Raw genomic sequence first — 16,936 nt, 5'->3', positions numbered from 1 at the left:
ACGATTTTCTTACAAAAAAAGAATGCTGCTTACTGTTGGAGACAGGGAGCAGCATTACTCGTTTTTAGTATCTGATACGGACTTTATATTCTGGTATAATTTCTATTCGGTCGATGTGGAGTAATTTGTTTTGCTGGCTGAAATCGGGTCGGGCCGATGGTGGCAAGTCGTTGAGGAACGATGCGTTCTTCGACAAGGGGCGGAAGTAGAAGTTCATTTCTCCGGTTGCTTGCAAGGGTTGACTGAACCGCTTTAGTCCGATGAGCCATGGTGCTCCATGATAGAACTGGTCGAGTACCATTGTGCCATTGATGAACGCCATGGCTACGTCGGCCACGTAGTTGATCTTTAGAAAGTATTCATTGACTTGAGGCTTTTCGGGCTGTTGGATACGTACGGCCAGTCTCCGTCCGCCTATGGCGCGGCTTTCTGCCGGCACGTTGACGCTGTCCACTTCGACATGTTGTGGTTTCCATCCGTCGTGCGAAGGATAGAGTATATAGTCCATCTTGTTCTTGCCCAGGCTCAACAGGGTAAAGCCGTCAGCATGGGGTAGAACTGTTGCTTGTGTGATGAGGATGCGGCCGTCGAGAAGTGACGTGTGCATGGCCTGCTGGCGGGTCAGGGTGGTGATATAGACTTTCTTGCCCGAACGGGTAGTGATGTGGAAGGTGCTTTGGGTGCCTGGCTGGGGGCGATAGCGGTTACGTCCTGATTTTAGTGTAGACGGGTCGAAGTAGTATTCGGGAGCGATACCTTCGGGGGCAAAGAAGATATAGTGTGGATGCCCCTTATCTTCGATCAGTGTCAGTGGTTGAGCCGTTGCATATTTCAGCAGGGCGTCTTCGATAGCAAAGTTGAACGGCAGGATGGCGCTGACGTCTTTCTTTAATGTGAAAGTACCTTGGGCGGGAATGCGCAGCACTTCGTCGTTCAGGTTCAGTTGCAGTTGCAGGCCTTCCTGGTCGATGCGGGCGGTGTCGTGATCCTGGAAATTGGTCATGAAGACAAATCCTGCTCCTTCTTTCATACGGGTGGCAAATCGTAATGTCTCGCGGTCGTCAGGGGTGATGCGCTCGTAGCCTTCGGGCAGAACGGTTTCCATGGGGGCCAGACGGCTGCCGAATGCATTGACAAAGAGATGGAGTAGACGAAGGTAGCGATAGGAATCGCGTACTTGGCCAGACTCGCCTACAGGTGCTTGGAAATCGTAAGAAATCTTGGGACAGCCGGGCTCTTCACTGAAGAAGCCTACACCTCCTTGTTGCTTGGGAGTCATTCCGCCGTGATACATGTAGTAACCGATGCCATTGGCTCCACTGCCCAAGGTGCGTACCATCAAAGCTTCGGCGGCCGCATCTTTGACGATGCAACGGCGTGGATAAGTCATCTGGATGCCTACACCCATTTCGGCGCAGAATGACGGATATTTTTCGCCATCGTAGCGTACGGGGGAGTAGTCGGGGTTACGCTGGATATCCTTGAACAGGCAGAAGGGGGATTTGCGGTCGGCAGGCGTCCAGGTCGGATAAGTATAGGCAGCGGTTACGGGGATTGCTTCGTTGCCGATGACGGCTGCCATCCCCCATCCGGTAGCTGTGTAGAGCGGTGTGAGGATACCTGCTTCTTCGGCTATGCGTTTCAGGGTTTTCATGTGACGGTTGCCTTGCTCTTCACGGCTGATCTGCTGGGTTTGTACACCTACACCAGGCAAGACCGTCGAAGCATCATAAGATGCAGCAGTGCGGTCGACAGGTTCGTCTTGATAGAAGATGGCCCATGGTGCGGCCGAATGTTGCAGTTCGTTCTCTATTTGGGTACCGATGATGGGGCCTCCATCTTTATAATACAAACCTTTGAGTTGGGTTGCAATTTCCTTGTAGAGACGTGTAACGTATTTCAGGTAGTTGGGATCGTCGGTGCGCACTTCGACGGGGCGTGCAAACAGCCAGTCGGGCAATCCGCCGTTGCGTATCTCGCCATGACAGAATGGACCGATGCGTACCAAGACCTTCATACCATGTTTTTGGCAGAGTTGCACGAAAGCCCGCACGTCACGGTTGTCACTCCAATCGAAGATACCTTCACGTTCTTCATGGATATTCCAGAAAATGTAGGTGGGGATGACGGTCAGACCACCGGCCTTCATTTTCAGTATGGCTTCTTCCCATTGCTCACGTGGATAACGGCAATAGTGGAATTCACCCATAACAGGAATGGTGGGGATACCGTTTTGTGACATGTAATAGCTGTTCACTTCGATACGTCCGCCATCGGGCGAGGTTCCACCCAATTTCAAATGGCCAGTATAGATAGTTTTCTCTTGCGCAGGGGCATTTAAATTGTATATATGCTGGGCAGCAGCACCTGTACACAATAGGCACAAGGCTGCTACCATTGAAAGGTGATTCTTCATATGAATGGAGCTTTGTCTTTTATCGTTGGGTTAGTTGATGAATGGATGCTGGTTGCAAAGATACTGAGGGTTGGAAATCCTCGCTCAGCATGTATTGTTTCAGACTGTAGAGCAATTGGCGTGCGGCGGGGCGCTTGTCCATGTTTTGATGGAAATCAATACCCGATACGAGTAGTTTGCCGTTGCCCACTTTTACTTCGAAAAGCAGACCTAACGAACGGTTGGTCACCCAGTCGTCAATGACACGTACCAGCGGATGGATGTCTTTCGACAGTTTGCTTAGGTGGATGGCATTTGAATGACTCATAGCATCCCACCATTGGTAATTGCTATAATATTCGGTAGGAAAATATTTGAGAGCAGGATGTGACGGGTTGCATAAGATGCCTAACGTATGGGGAGCTTGTCCGTTGGTCCATGCCGTATTCCAAAAGATGCTGGAGAATCCGACAGCTACATCACCCCCCATTTCTTTGCTAAGGCTTCCTTTCTTCAGTGAAAGCAATACTTTTCCGCCGTTTTGGAGACATTCCAGTGTCTTTTGATCCAAAGTATCGGTTAGGAGCAGGGAATCATCCCATACTTGTTTTTGGGATGGGTAGACCCAAAAATCCCAGTCATTACTGCGTCCGTCAACAGTGACCTCCAATTTCAGTTGGCAGGCTTTGTGAATGGAAGCCAAGTCAAAGGTGATATGGCCTAAAGGTTGGCAATTACCCAAATCCAACTGTTCAATATTGAAAGAACCTTGAGCAAGTGTCTTGCCAGAAACATTGCGAATGGTCCATATTGCTTGCGGGTGTTGTAGTGGGCGGTAGAAATTGGCTACTTCAATAGTTGCATCGAAATTTTCATCATTGTCGAGTACTAACTTGGGTATGCGTGCTAATGGTACAAGGCTGTTGCAGAAACGGCTGTATTCCTTAGCGGTGACATAACCTTTTTCTTCCCAAAAGACATCAAGGCTACCAACGAGTGCTGTACCTTGTCCAGGGAAGTCGTTCAATCCAAGTAACTGAAAACCTCCAAAGCCTGGAGTTCGCAATGCGGCTTCGATGTCTGCTTTATAGCAGAGTGTCTGTAGCTTGCCTGATGCCAGGAGGAAGCTGTCGGCCAGTTGGATGAGGCCGTTTTCTTTGAGCCTTTCTTGGAATATTTCGAAGTTACGCGCCTTGTAGACACCTGTGTATTTTTGCATTTCGCGGAAGTTGGGATATGCACACCATTGACCTATTTCGTGGCTGACGAATGGTTGATGGAATTTGTTTGTATAGCCGCTCCAGTCATAAGTAGTGGAAGGTGGCTGGGCATTGATGATGCTGGTGACTCCGGCTCCCCATTGCTGGATACGTGGATTGGAATCACTTAGGAAATCATTGACAGGCAGGTTGGGCCAGCCTGCGGCTGAAGTATAAAGGCGACGTGAATCGTTTTCTTTCCAGTAGCTGACAAATTGGGTCAGGTAATCATTGGAATGCTTGCCGGAGGTTCGTTACCGTAGGCCATCATGCAAAAAGAAGGATGATTGCCATAGGCATTGACGATGCGTTCAGCCTCCTGACGGATGAAATCATCGATAGGTTTCCCGTCACCGATAGCTGATGACTGGTTGGCCCATGAAGAGCATTCAATCATGTAATATATTCCTAGTTCGTCAGCAGCTTGGAAGGCAGCTTCGGGTGGGCACCATGAATGGAAGCGGATGTGGTTGATACCATATTGTTTGCAAATGCGGAGTTCGCGCAACCATTCTTCCTTGTCGGTAGCAGGGTAGCCAGTCAGAGGAAAAGAAGCACAATGCAGCGTACCACGAAGGAAAACAGGGTGTCCGTTGAGGGTTAATTGATCGTTTTGAATGCTCCATGTACGACAGCCAAAAGTGATTTCACGGTAGTCCAGTTGTTCTTTCCCTTTTTGGAGTGTACAGGTCAGTGTGTACAGATTGGGATTAAATTCATCCCAAACTTTGATGTCTTTTGGCATGGAAAGATTGATTTCCAGTTTATTGTCACCAGGTTGAATGGTGTAACTTCTGGTGGTTTTCGTATCTTTCAGGCGGAAAATCAAATCGATCTTTTGTCGTTTGGAAGTCGTGTTACAGATGTTGGCCTTTATCGTTAGATGTCCTTTTTCGGCTTGTGGGAAAACGTGAAGTTGCTTGTAATAAGAATTTCCTTTGGCTTCCAGATACATGGAACCTGCTATGCCGTTCCAGTTCCCTTGTGTATGGTCGGAAATGGAGTGAGAGTTTTCACCTGGATCGATGTCACGTACGGCGTTGTCAACACGTACGGAGAGGGTATGTTTACCAGGAGTGAGGTAGTTGGTCAGATCGTATTGTTGAGGAGCGCTTAACGCATTCTGCATTCCTACTTCCTTACCATCGATCCATATACGACTTTCCCAATGGCAGCGTTCGAAGAATAGATGGATACTCTTCTTTTTCCACGACTTTGGGATTTCAATGTCACGCTGATACCAAGCTACTCCAGCATAATAGTTGTCGGGTTGTAGCCAATAGGGTATCTTGAAGTTGTCAGGTGTGCGATAACGAGCATAACGGTCCTGTTTGAAAAAAGTTTGGTCATTGAAACTACCTACCCAGGGGGTAGCCAGGTTGACAGGATCACCTTTTCCATTGGTAATCATAGAACCTGGAAGTTGAACCTGGTCGTTTAGTGTCTGAAGATACCATTGGGCAGAGATGCCTTCATTGTTACGATCGACAGCAAAACGCCAGGTTCCAGAGAGATCCATTACTTGAGCATGCGCTGACAAGTAGAATGACAAACATAGTAATTGTAATAAAAAAAAGTGTGTTTTCATGGTAGCTTGAGTGTGTTATAGTTTGTATTGTTATTGGGTCTAGTAAGGACCGTTATGTCGTTTTTAGTATATTAGCCGACCATTTCTTTTTCCAGTTGCTCCAACGATTTACCTTTTGTTTCAGGCAAGCGGAAAGAGAAAAATATAAATCCTGCAGCGCAGATGGCTGTATATATCCAGAAAGTGCCGGCTGTTCCCAATGCTTTGTTCAAGAAAGGGAATGTGTAGGTCAGTATAAAGCTGGCAATCCACAAGGCGAACGTTCCTGTAGCTACAGCTATTCCTCTTACTTTATTGGGGAAAATCTCCGATAATAATACCCAAGTGACAGGTCCTAAGGACATGGCATAGCAGGCAATGGCAGCTACAACCAGGATAACCATGAAAATGCCGCTTACTTCGAAATAGTAGCAAGTGCCGAGTATGAGGTAAATTCCTGCCAAACCACCTGCGCCAAGCAACATCAATGCACGGCGTCCCAGACGGTCAACGGTATAGATGGCTACAAAGGTAAATATCAGGTTGGCAATACCCGTAACAACGATGTTGATAAATGTATTGTCTACGTCGTAGCCAGCCGACTGGAAGACTTCTTGTGCGTAGTTGAATATGACATTGGTTCCACACCATTGCTGGAACATAGCTACGATAATGCCTAGCAAAAGAACCCGGCGATATGGTTTGCTGAAAAGCAGAGACAGGCCGCCTTGATTTTGCTTATGTTGCATATCTGTTTGTAAGGCTGTTAGCTCGCTTTGCGCATAGTTTGCACCTCCAATACGGGTCAGTGTGGCTACGGCTCGTTCCCGTTGCCCTGTTATGGCTAGCCAGCGTGGACTTTCAGGTATGAATGCGGCAAGCACTAAAAAGGCTAGTGCAGGGAATGCTGCTGACCAAAACATCCAACGCCAAGCCATTTCAATATTCCAAGTTGTGTCGTCACTGACCAGTAGCCAGTTGACAATTTGTGCTGCCAGGATGCCGATGACAATGGTGAGTTGGTTGAGTGAAACCAGTTTGCCACGGATGTGGGTAGGCGCTACCTCGGCGATATACATAGGGGAGAGCCCTGAAGCAATACCGATAGCGATACCTCCACAGAAACGTGCCAACAGAAAATAGTGGAAATTGCTGAATGCTCCTGTTCCATATGCTGTTAATACAAAAATAAGAGCAGAAAGCAGTAACAGAGGCTTTCGGCCAAGTTTGTCAGCCAACATTCCTGAAGTTAATGCGCCAATGAGGCATCCTGCCAAGGCTATGCTCATCGCAAGTCCCTGCATTGATGGATTGTCGACTATGTTGAAGAATTGTTCGTAAAAAATCTTAGCGCCTCCGATTACAACCCAGTCGTAACCAAATAGCAATCCGCCCATAGCTGATACAAGGCAGATAAAGTAGATGAATCCTTTGTTGTACGTTTTCATGTGATCAGATGGAAAATATGTTTTTCGTTTGCAAAATTAGTAACTATCAGCAGACTGAAAAATAGAAAGTTTTATACTTTATATGTACAATCTTACTTTTTTGCTTGAATTTCCCATTTTCATTGTGTATGTTTGTTGCTGGGATTTTGAACAGATGGTATATGATAGAGCTGAAAGATGGATTTCAGGGGGAGCAGATATTGGTACTTCCCAAATTGATAGTAGATGCGATGGAGGCAGACCCTTTGTTGTCTAGGTTGCATATAACGGATATCGGCTATTTTCCGAAGGCTTTGCATCATCGTAGGGAGCGAAAGGCTCCAATTAATCAGTTTGTATTTATATATTGTATAGATGGTGATGGTTGGTACCGTGTGGGAGAACATACTTATACAGTTACGGCTAATCAATATTTCATTCTTCCTGCTGGGGTTCCACATGCATACGGAACCAGTGAAACAACTCCATGGACAATTTATTGGATACATTTTAAAGGTGAGATGGCTCCTTATTATGCCAAGGATACTGTCTATCCTATGGATCTTTGTCCGAGTGACAGCTCGCGTATCAGTGATCGTATCGGATTGTTTGAGGAAATGTTTATGATATTAAAATCGGGATATAGCAGTGAAAACCTGTTATATGTTTCTTCTCTTTTTCATTATTTCCTGGGTTCGTTGCGTTATGTTCAGCAATATCGGAATGCCAGTAATCGAACAACTGAATCGGATACAGTAGAGCGTGCTATTCATTATATGAAAGAGAATATGGAAAAGCATGTGTCTTTGCAAGATCTTGCTGCGCTTACAGGTTATTCACCTTCGTATTTTTCAGCTATGTTCAGGCAGAAGACAGGACATAGTCCGTCGGCCTATTCCAATTTGTTGAAAATACAGTATGCTTGTTCTTTGTTGGATACGACAGATATGAAGATTAATCAGATTTGCTATAAGGTTGGCATTGGGGATATGTTTTATTTTTCGCGTCTTTTCAGTAAAATTATGGGTATGTCTCCCAAAGAATACAGGAAGTCAAAAAAGGGATAATAAGTATAGAAATATTGGTTGACAATAGCAAACAGGAGAATGAAAGCAAGAGTATAAATCTCTTTTCTCATTCTCCTGTTTTTATTTTTATTCTACTTGTTTTTATAGTGGAATGTATTCTACGAAAGCTTCCATAGCTTCATAGCTGGCAAGTCCCAGACTGTTATACAAATTAGCGGTACCGCGATTGCGATCCTCGCTTCGTTGCCAGAAGAGGCGTTCGTCATTGCCGAGGAATGGAGCGCTTTCCATCTGGCTTTGGTGTTTCAGGATAGAATTGCGTTTGGCACGTAGTTCTTCTGGACTGATAGGAACAGCCATTTCGATGTTTTCAATTTCCCATTCTGCCCAAGCACCACGATACATCCATATGCGGCAATCTTTTAACCATTCAGCACCTTCTTCCTTTTCCAAGTCGATAGCAGCGAATACAGCGTCTGTGCAGACACGATGTGTGCCATGGGGGTCTGCTAAATCGCCAGCCACAAAGACCTGGTGAGGTTTTACTTCGCGCAACAGATTGCGGACTATTTCAATATCAGCTTCGCTAATTGGATTTTTTTGAATCTTGCCTGTTTCATAGAAAGGCAGGTCAAGGAAATGACAGTGATCCAACGGGATATTGTTGTACGTACAGGCTGTACGTGCTTCGCCGCGGCGGATAAGTCCTTTAATGGTGAGAATATCGCGTGTATCCATGTCACCATCTTTCTTTTCGCGAAGGAATTTGCGGATTTCTGCATATTTTTCATTGATGACCTGATCTGCACTGTCATTAAACAGTTGATTGAAACCATTGATAAAATGCAAGAAACGGATCACTTCTTCGTCACCAACAGCAATATTACCGCTTGTTTCGTAGGCTACATGAACGTCGTGTCCTTGTTCTACCAGACGGCGCAACGTGCCACCCATAGAGATAACATCGTCGTCAGGATGGGGTGAGAAGATAATGACACGCTTGGGGTAGGGAAGGGCACGTTCGGGGCGATAGGTATCGTCTGCGTTTGGCTTTCCGCCTGGCCATCCAGTGATGGTATGTTGCAGGTCATTGAATATTTTTATATTCACATTATAGGCTGAACCATAAAGGGCCAACAATTCGCTTAAGCCATTTTCATTGTAGTCCTTGTTTGTCAGTTTCAGGATAGGTTTACCTGTCAGCTGGCACAACCATACGATGGCACTGCGGATGAGCTTGTCGTTCCATTCGCAGGAGGTTACCAGCCAAGGACGTTGGATACGTGTCAGGTTCGAAGCTGCTGATAAGTCTGTTACAATATGGGCATTGTTGTGAGTTTGCAGGTAAGAAGCCGGAATTGTATCCGTAATAGGGCCTTCTACGCATTCTTTCACCATCTTGGCTTTTTCTTCACCCCAGGCAATGAGGTAGACTTTCTTGGCTGCTAATATAGTAGATACCCCCATTGTAATAGAGCTTACAGGAGTACTGTCTATATTACCAAACATCTTGGCTGCATCGTTACGTGATGCATTGTCAAGCAGAATTAATCGTGTGGTAGAGTTCAGGCGGGAGCCTGGTTCGTTGAACCCAATGTTACCTACACGTCCAATACCCAGTAAGGCAATATCCAAGCCTCCGAAACTTTCGATACGTTGCTCGTAAAGGCGGCAGTATTCGAAAATAGTATCTTTGGCTATTGAACCATCAGGACTGAAAATATTTTGTTTATCAATGTCCACATGGTCGAGCAGCATTTCTTTTAATGCATTGAGATTGCTGTTAATTGCATCGGGTGCAAGTGGATAGTATTCGTAGAGATTGAATACAATAACGTTGCGGAAACTCAGCCCTTCTTCTTTGTGCATACGCACTAAAGCTGCATATACATTGCGTGGAGAGTTACCTCCAGCTAAAGCCAGTACACAGAAACGTCCAGCTTTTTGCTTATCACGTATCACTTGGGCGATGTCGCGGGCTATTTGGTCGACGCCTTCATCCACTGTTTCGTAGATGTCAGTAGGAATCTTTTCCAACCGAGTCAGAACAGAGCGTTCAAAGGCATTTTCCGGACGGTAGTACCTCGTCGATACTCTGTTCAAGGTGATTTGCGAGCTAAGATTTGTCTTCATAAATTGATTGTATTAAAGTAAATGGATTGCAGTGGGGATATTATATGGTATATGTATCCGGCACAAGTTTTCCCATTGCCCATACGGCGCGTACGTTCAGGTTGTCATCCATGACGATAATGTCTGCGTCTTTTCCTCGTTGCAATGAACCCTTGCGATCGTATACACCCATGATTTTTGCAGGAGTTTCAGATACCATACGGACAGCATCGGCCAATGGAATATCGGCTTTCTGTACGACGGTTCTGATCAGTCGGTCCATTGTGGCTATACTTCCTGCCAAAGCTGAACGGTCGGCTAACTTGCAGACACCGTCTTCGATGATGACGCGTGGATCGAAAGCTTCTTTGCTGTCACTGGCGGCACAAGCCAAGGCGTCTGTGATCAGGCAAGTACGTTCTACACCTTTTATTCTATATACCAATCGCAAGATTGTTGGCGGTACATGAATACCATCGGCAACGACTTCTACTGTCATGTCGTCCAGCAGATAGATGCTTTCTACAGTACCTTCATATTTATATTCGCGGCGTTTATGGAAGCCAGGCATGGCATTATAGAAGTGTGTTGCATGGGTATATCCTGCCTCATGTGCAGCTTGAATATCTTCGAATTCAGCTTGTGTATGGCCTACGGCTGCCAAAATACCTTTGCCGGAGATGTATTTGCCGAATTGGATAGCACCTGGAAGTTCAGGAGCTGCATCCCAACGTTTGATACATGACCAGCGTTCTACCAGAGGAATATATTCGTTGGGATCTGGGTTTTTGATATTCTCGGGTATTTGTCCGCCAGCCATTGCCATATTGAAGTAATGTCCTTCAAGATGGAGACCTAAAATAGGGCTGTCGGGTTCTGCCATCAGTTTCGTACAGGTTTCGGCTGCCTGTTCTATCATGGGAACTGTAGACGATGACATTGTCGGGAATATGCTGGTTGTACCATATTTCATATGCGTCTGTACTGCTTGGCGGAAAGCGTCTTCGGTACATTCCATAAAATCACGTCCACCACCACCGTGGGCATGAATTTCGATACCACCGGGCAGTACATACATGCCTTTGACATCGATGAGTGTAGCACCGATAACGGCCAAGTCACAGTTGGTTACTTCCAATATTTTTCCGTCTCTTATCAGAACGGAACCATCTTTCAACCACCCTTGTGGAGTAAGGATGCGGGCATTGATGAGTTGAGTCAGCATAGGATTTAGGGGTTAGATTATTGTTTCTTAATTGTTTTCATTGGATTTTATTTTCCAGTTACAAAAGTAGCGACTTTCTGTTAAATATGCACTACTCATTGGAGGTATTTGTCTTAAATACTCTAAAAAACAGTACTTGTATATAAAAAAGCAGGAAGAATATACTGGCTGATTTGGTTTATTTACTGTTGGTAGTGTTAAGTAAAGTTTAATGGCATGCAAACGTTTGCTGTCCCTTTATTCTTCTTTGTGTCAGAATTGGATAACCGCTTATTGTACTTTTGCTTATCTTTGTCTGCAAAGAATAATATTACACATGAGAAACATGAAAACATTCACTTCTAGAATCTTATTTTTGTTATCATTCCTTTGCATAGCTGGTATGGCTGTTGCCGAGGAACTTACTTCTCCTAATGGGTTACTTAGACTGGTATTTACAGTAAACGGGCAGGGAGAGCCTGTCTATGAATTGTATTATAAAGAAAAGGTGGTTATTAAACCTTCCAAGTTAGGATTGGAACTGAAGGATGATCCAGGCCTGATGGCTGGATTTACTTTAGGTGAGGTGAAAAATTCTACGTTTGATGAAACCTGGCAGCCTGTGTGGGGTGAGGAAAAAGAAATACGTAACCATTATAATGAAATGGCGGTAACGTTGAACCAGAAAGCGCAAGAGCGTAACATAGTTATCCGTTTCCGCCTCTTCGATGACGGTTTGGGCTTCCGTTATGAATTCCCTTTGCAGAAGAATCTCAATTATTTCGTTATCAAAGAGGAACATACTCAGTTTGCTATGGCTGGTGACCATACGGCTTTCTGGATTCCTGGCGACTATGATACGCAAGAATATGATTATACTGAATCGAAACTGACAGAGATACGTGGCCTGATGGAAGGTGCCATTACGCCCAATTCTTCGCAGACTCCATTTTCACCCACAGGTGTGCAGACGGCCTTGCAGATGAAAACGGCAGACGGACTTTACATCAATTTACACGAAGCTGCTCTTGTGGATTATTCGTGCATGCATCTCAATCTGGATGATAAGAATCTTGTGTTCGAATCTTGGCTGACTCCTGATGCGCAAGGCAATAAAGGATACTTACAGGCTCCTTGTACTTCACCTTGGCGTACGGTTATCGTGAGTGACGATGCACGTGATATTTTAGCCTCACGTATCACGCTGAACCTGAACGAGCCTTGTGCTTATGAAGATGTATCGTGGATTAAACCTGTTAAATATGTGGGCGTTTGGTGGGAGATGATTGCAGGTAAGAGTACCTGGGCTTATACAGACGATCTGCCTTCTGTGAAGCTGGGTCAGACAGACTATTCGACGCTGAAGCCTAACGGACGTCATGGTGCTACCAATGAGAATGTGAAGAAATACATTGATTTCGCAGCTGAGCATGGACTTGATCAGGTACTTGTCGAAGGTTGGAATGAAGGTTGGGAAGACTGGTTCGGCAAATCTAAGGATTATGTCTTTGATTTTGTGACTCCATATCCTGATTTTGATGTGAAGATGCTGAACGACTATGCTCATAGCAAGGGAGTGAAATTGATGATGCATCACGAAACTTCTGCTTCGGTACGTAACTACGAACGCCATTTGGATAAGGCCTATCAGTTTATGGTAGACCATGGATATAACGCAGTGAAAAGTGGATATGTAGGCAATATTATTCCTCGAGGCGAGCATCATTATGGTCAATGGATGAATAATCACTATTTGTATGCAGTAAAGAAAGCTGCTGAATACAAAATTATGGTCAATGGCCATGAGGCTGTTCGCCCTACAGGTCTGTGTCGTACGTATCCCAATCTGATTGGCAATGAATCTGCTCGTGGTACAGAGTACGAAGCCTTTGGCGGAAGCAAGCCTTTCCATACGACGCTTTTACCGTTCAATCGTCTTATTGGAGGCCCAATGGATTATACGCCGGGTATTTTTGATACTAAACTTGATTTTATGGGTGACCTGCCGCACGGACAAGTACAGACGACTCTCTGCAAGCAGCTTGCTCTCTACGTTACTCTTTATAGCCCCTTGCAGATGGCTGCTGATTTGGTGGACAACTACGAGAAACATATGGATGCTTTCCAGTTTATCAAGGACGTAGCTGTCGATTGGGATGAAAGCAAGTATATCGAAGCCGAGCCAGGTGATTACATCACTATAGCCCGTAAGGCAAAAAACAGTGGTAATTGGTTTGTTGGTGGTATCACCGATGAAAATGCACGTACGGCTGAATTCAAACTTGATTTTCTTGATGCAGGTAAGAAATATGTCGCTATTCTCTATGCTGATGGAAAAGACGCCGATTACAAGGACGATCCTACTTCTTATCAGATAAAGAAAGGTATTGTGACTTCTAAAACTAAGCTTTCTGTCAAAGAAGCTCGCAGTGGCGGTTTCGCGCTCAGCCTGATGGAGGCAACGGGCGATGACCTGAAGTCTGTAAAAAAGTGGAGAAACTGAGAAGGGGTAAAAAGATAGGTCAATAGGTATTGGTTGGATGAGGGTGTGTCGTAATACGCGATTCACCCTCTTTTCTTTATCAACGATAAGAGCGTTGTTAACTTTTTCAAGCAGCGATATTCTGAAGATAATCTCGATATTTTGTTCCCAATAGCTTAAATGAGTGGTAATAAGGCCGTAAAGGTGTTTAATTGGCCAATTTATCCCCTCTTTATTCATCTTGGTACACATCTTTTTTATATTGAAGGCGATGGCCAGGAAGGAAAAGTCCATAAGGACCTTGTCCTTTCCAAAATGACGGAAGCGCTTGTAGTTCATGTTGAATTTTATCTGTCCAAATACAGCTTCCGGTTCTATACACCTTTGCCCTCTGTGTTTCAGTCCTTCTTCGGAACAGAGAAGTTCCCGGGCTTTCTGTTTGTATATCCTGAGTCGGTGATTCAGTTCTATCGTCCTGTTTCCTTTAGCTTTAAAACACAGACATCTTAACGGACACCCTTCGCATCTGACAGCCCTATACCTGGCATATTCGACTACATATCCGGATTCGGTTTTCGTATGCCTGGTACCTGCCCTCTGCATCTTTTGTCCCATTGGACAGACGCAGTAGTCCTGTTCTTCATTGTAGAAAAAGTTTTCGGCTTTAAAAGGATTCGGTTTAAATCTTGGCCGCTGCTCCATGTGGAAACAATTGTATTTGACGTATGCTTCCATCCCGTTTTCCGACATAAAGTGGTAATTCTCTTCTGATCCGTAACCGGAATCAGCAACCACCGTATGAGCCAAACGGCCGTATCTGTCGGCAAAGGACTTCAGAAAGGGAATCATCGTCAAGGTGTCAGTCGGATTCGGAAAAAGAGAATAATCGATAATGAATTGATTTTCCGTAGCAATCTGAAGATTATATCCTGGTTTTGTCTGACCGTTGTGCATGGCATCCTCCTTCATTCTCATAAAAGTGGCCTCTTTGTCTGTCTTGGAATAAGAGTTGCGGTCCTGAAGATTGTCCAGATGGTTATTGTATTCCTGAAGCTTATCTCTATGTGCTTCCAGTTCTTTCAGCTGCTTGCGTTTCTTTCCCAGCGCAGATTTCTGCTCTTTCGTGGATGGTTCTGAAGTCTGTTCAAGAGCAGTGCGTAATTCTCCCGCCATTTCTGTCAGCATGGAAGGAGTAAACTCAATTTCCTCGTTGTTTTCCGAAGCTTTTTCCTGAGCGATGACGTCATCTATTTGGCTTAACAAAACACTGATTTTCTTCATCAGTCGTTCACGGTTTCGCTCAACGCTCTTCCGCCATACAAAAGTATATTTGTTGGCCTTGGACTCAATCTTTGTTCCGTCAATATATTCCACATTCAGACTGATGAAACCTTTGGATGAAAGCAGAAGTACGGTTTGGGTAAACACTTCGTTGATCTCCTTCTTCACCCGATTACGGAAACGGTTGATAGTAATAAAGTCCGGTTTCTCATAACCGGCTAACCAAATGTAATGGATATCACGACGAAGGAGCTTTTCTATTTTCCGGCAGGAGTATATATTGTTCATATAGGCATACAAGATAACCTTTAGCATCATCTTGGGATGGTAAGGACTACGGCCGCATTCTTTGTATAACTTCCTGAAACCTTCAAGATTCAGGCTTTCAACCAAAGCGTCAACCATGCGTATAGGATCGTTTTCTGCAATATCTTCATCGATTCTTTGCGGAAATAGTACCGTTTGGTTGGGAGTGTAGGGACGAAAATGTATCTTTGCCATATGTATAAATCTTTAGGCTTAAAGATACAAAATCTTTAGGTAACAACAAAGCCCCAGCTTGTGAAAGTCGGGGCTTTGTGCTAAACAAAGAAGGTGTGCTTTTTGACACACCTTCTTATTTTTTTATTAAAAAAACAGGTGATGACAGAAGGCTACCTGCCGACTAATTTGTACCTTTGTCGACGTTTTAAAAACCATACGTAATTATTAAAGTATAAATAATATGGGAGGTTTCTTCGGGACAGTCGCCAAAGAGAGTTGTGTGACTGATTTGTTTTATGGGACAGACTATAATTCTCATTTAGGAACGAAACGCGGCGGTATGGCTGCTTATGATGAAACGACCAACTGTTTCAGTCGTTCTATCCACAATCTGGAAAGTACCTATTTCCGTACCAAGTTTGAAGACGAACTGGACAAGTTTAAAGGAAACTCCGGCATAGGAATCATTAGTGATACGGACGCTCAACCTATCATTCTGAATTCTCATTTAGGACGTTTTGCTATTGTTACAGTTGCCAAGATTATGAATATTGTCGAACTGGAGGAAGAATTGTTAGAGCAGAATATGCACTTTTCAGAACTCAGTTCAGGACAGACTAATCAGACGGAGCTGATAGCTTTGCTTATCATTCAGGGCAAGAATTTTGTAGAGGGGATAGAGAATGTATACAATCGTATCAAAGGTTCTTGTTCCATGTTGTTGCTGACGGAAGACGGCATTATCGCTGCTCGCGACAAATGGGGGCGCACGCCAATTGTTATCGGAAAGAAGGAAGGAGCGTATGCGGCAACCAGCGAGTCAAGCAGCTTCCCGAATTTGGGGTATGAAGTTGAACATTATTTGGGGCCGGGTGAAATCGTTCGCTTACGTGCCGAAGGTATTGAGCAGATGCGTAAACCAGAGGAACGGATGCAAGTGTGTTCTTTCCTGTGGGTATATTATGGATTCCCGACTTCTTGCTATGAAGGTCGTAATGTAGAAGAAGTTCGTTTTACCAGTGGTGTGAAAATGGGCCAAACTGATACTTCCGAAGTAGATTGTGCATGTGGAATTCCTGATTCAGGAGTAGGCATGGCGTTGGGGTATGCCGAAGGAAAGGGAATCCCTTATCATCGTGCCATTGCTAAATATACGCCGACTTGGCCACGTAGCTTTACTCCCAGCCGTCAGGAGATGCGTAGCCTTGTGGCCAAGATGAAGCTTATTCCCAATCGTGCGATGCTTCAGGGAAAACGTCTGCTTTTCTGCGACGATTCTATCGTGCGTGGAACTCAGCTTCGCGATAATGTGAAAGTGCTCTACGAATATGGAGCCAAGGAAGTACACATCCGTATAGCTTGTCCGCCATTGATATATGCTTGTCCATTTATTGGCTTTACTGCTTCCAAGAGTCCGTTGGAATTGATAACCCGTCGTATTATCAAGGAGCTGGAGGGTGATGAGAACAAGAATTTGGAGAAGTATGCCACTACTGGCTCTCCTGAGTACAATCGTATGGTAGAGATCATGCGTGAGCGTTTTGGTTTTACTTCCTTGCGTTTCAATACGCTAGAAACGTTGGTCGAGTCTATCGGCCTGCCTAAATGCAAACTTTGTACGCATTGTTTCGATGGCAGTAGCTGTTTCTGATTGACAAATCGTTAAGTTTCGGATAAAAAAGGGGTGTGGATTGCTTG

The 16,936-nt window shown here is 44.8% G+C and carries 9 protein-coding genes and 1 pseudogene; 3 read left to right on the top strand and 7 right to left on the bottom strand.

Annotated elements, in window-relative coordinates:
- Nucleotides 1–64: 64 nt before the first annotated feature.
- From BQ8005_RS08610 to BQ8005_RS08600, 4 genes are all read right to left on the bottom strand, one after another.
- Nucleotides 65–2,416: a beta-galactosidase gene (locus BQ8005_RS08610; RefSeq protein WP_075317764.1), complete on the bottom strand. Its 2,352-nt coding sequence runs from the start codon at nt 2,414–2,416 to the stop codon at nt 65–67.
- A gap of 19 nt (nt 2,417–2,435) precedes the next feature.
- On the bottom strand, nt 2,436–3,614 hold the full coding sequence (locus BQ8005_RS17665) for a hypothetical protein (protein ID WP_234984022.1): 1,179 nt from the start codon (nt 3,612–3,614) through the stop codon (nt 2,436–2,438).
- A 260-nt stretch (nt 3,615–3,874) separates the two neighbouring features.
- On the bottom strand, nt 3,875–5,173 hold the full coding sequence (locus BQ8005_RS17660) for a sugar-binding domain-containing protein (protein ID WP_234984021.1): 1,299 nt from the start codon (nt 5,171–5,173) through the stop codon (nt 3,875–3,877).
- 140 nt (nt 5,174–5,313) lie between these two features.
- Nucleotides 5,314–6,669 (bottom strand): sugar porter family MFS transporter, encoded by a 1,356-nt coding sequence (locus BQ8005_RS08600; protein WP_075317763.1) that lies wholly within the window; start codon nt 6,667–6,669, stop codon nt 5,314–5,316.
- A gap of 161 nt (nt 6,670–6,830) precedes the next feature.
- Between BQ8005_RS08600 and BQ8005_RS08595 the strand changes: the two genes are divergently transcribed.
- Nucleotides 6,831–7,715 carry an AraC family transcriptional regulator gene (locus tag BQ8005_RS08595; protein ID WP_075319057.1) on the top strand — a complete coding sequence of 295 codons (885 nt, stop codon included), beginning with the start codon at nt 6,831–6,833 and terminating at the stop codon, nt 7,713–7,715.
- A gap of 102 nt (nt 7,716–7,817) precedes the next feature.
- Here the strand turns inward: BQ8005_RS08595 and BQ8005_RS08590 are convergent, their stop codons facing one another.
- On the bottom strand, nt 7,818–9,809 hold the full coding sequence (locus BQ8005_RS08590; RefSeq protein ID WP_075317762.1) for a glucosamine-6-phosphate deaminase: 1,992 nt from the start codon (nt 9,807–9,809) through the stop codon (nt 7,818–7,820).
- 40 nt (nt 9,810–9,849) lie between these two features.
- Complete coding sequence (gene nagA / locus BQ8005_RS08585) at nt 9,850–11,013, bottom strand: N-acetylglucosamine-6-phosphate deacetylase (protein ID WP_021848713.1); 1,164 nt, start codon at nt 11,011–11,013, stop codon at nt 9,850–9,852.
- Nucleotides 11,014–11,329: 316 nt separating this feature from the next.
- On the opposite strand from nagA, the gene BQ8005_RS08580 reads away from it, so the two are divergent.
- The gene (locus BQ8005_RS08580) at nt 11,330–13,495 is read left to right on the top strand and encodes a glycoside hydrolase family 97 protein (RefSeq protein WP_075317761.1); all 2,166 of its coding nucleotides are present in this window, start codon (nt 11,330–11,332) and stop codon (nt 13,493–13,495) included.
- A gap of 204 nt (nt 13,496–13,699) precedes the next feature.
- Here the strand turns inward: BQ8005_RS08580 and BQ8005_RS08575 are convergent.
- A pseudogene (locus BQ8005_RS08575) lies at nt 13,700–15,256 on the bottom strand (IS1182 family transposase); the annotation flags it as partial.
- Between the two features lie 223 nt (nt 15,257–15,479).
- Between BQ8005_RS08575 and BQ8005_RS08570 the strand changes: the two are divergent.
- Nucleotides 15,480–16,889 (top strand): amidophosphoribosyltransferase, encoded by a 1,410-nt coding sequence (locus BQ8005_RS08570; protein ID WP_075317760.1) that lies wholly within the window; start codon nt 15,480–15,482, stop codon nt 16,887–16,889.
- The last annotated feature ends 47 nt before the right edge of the window (nt 16,890–16,936 follow it).

The sequence above is a fragment of the Bacteroides togonis genome (genome assembly GCF_900130135.1).
GTDB classification, from domain to species: Bacteria; Bacteroidota; Bacteroidia; order Bacteroidales; family Bacteroidaceae; genus Bacteroides; species Bacteroides pullorum.
The sequence above is the reverse complement of the archived record's forward strand: the minus strand, read 5'-3'. Positions and strand labels throughout refer to the sequence as shown.

Excerpts from the sequence above, each read along its gene's own strand:
- BQ8005_RS17665 (WP_234984022.1), bottom strand. The coding sequence starts at position 3,614 with ATGCAAAAATACACAGGTGTCTACAAGGCGCGTAACTTCGAAATATTC.
- BQ8005_RS08595 (WP_075319057.1), top strand. The coding sequence starts at position 6,831 with ATGATAGAGCTGAAAGATGGATTTCAGGGGGAGCAGATATTGGTACTT.
- BQ8005_RS08580 (WP_075317761.1), top strand. The coding sequence starts at position 11,330 with ATGAGAAACATGAAAACATTCACTTCTAGAATCTTATTTTTGTTATCA.
- BQ8005_RS17660 (WP_234984021.1), bottom strand. The coding sequence starts at position 5,173 with ATGGATCTCTCTGGAACCTGGCGTTTTGCTGTCGATCGTAACAATGAA.
- nagA (WP_021848713.1), bottom strand. The coding sequence starts at position 11,013 with ATGCTGACTCAACTCATCAATGCCCGCATCCTTACTCCACAAGGGTGG.
- BQ8005_RS08600 (WP_075317763.1), bottom strand. The coding sequence starts at position 6,669 with ATGAAAACGTACAACAAAGGATTCATCTACTTTATCTGCCTTGTATCA.
- BQ8005_RS08570 (WP_075317760.1), top strand. The coding sequence starts at position 15,480 with ATGGGAGGTTTCTTCGGGACAGTCGCCAAAGAGAGTTGTGTGACTGAT.
- BQ8005_RS08610 (WP_075317764.1), bottom strand. The coding sequence starts at position 2,416 with ATGAAGAATCACCTTTCAATGGTAGCAGCCTTGTGCCTATTGTGTACA.
- BQ8005_RS08590 (WP_075317762.1), bottom strand. The coding sequence starts at position 9,809 with ATGAAGACAAATCTTAGCTCGCAAATCACCTTGAACAGAGTATCGACG.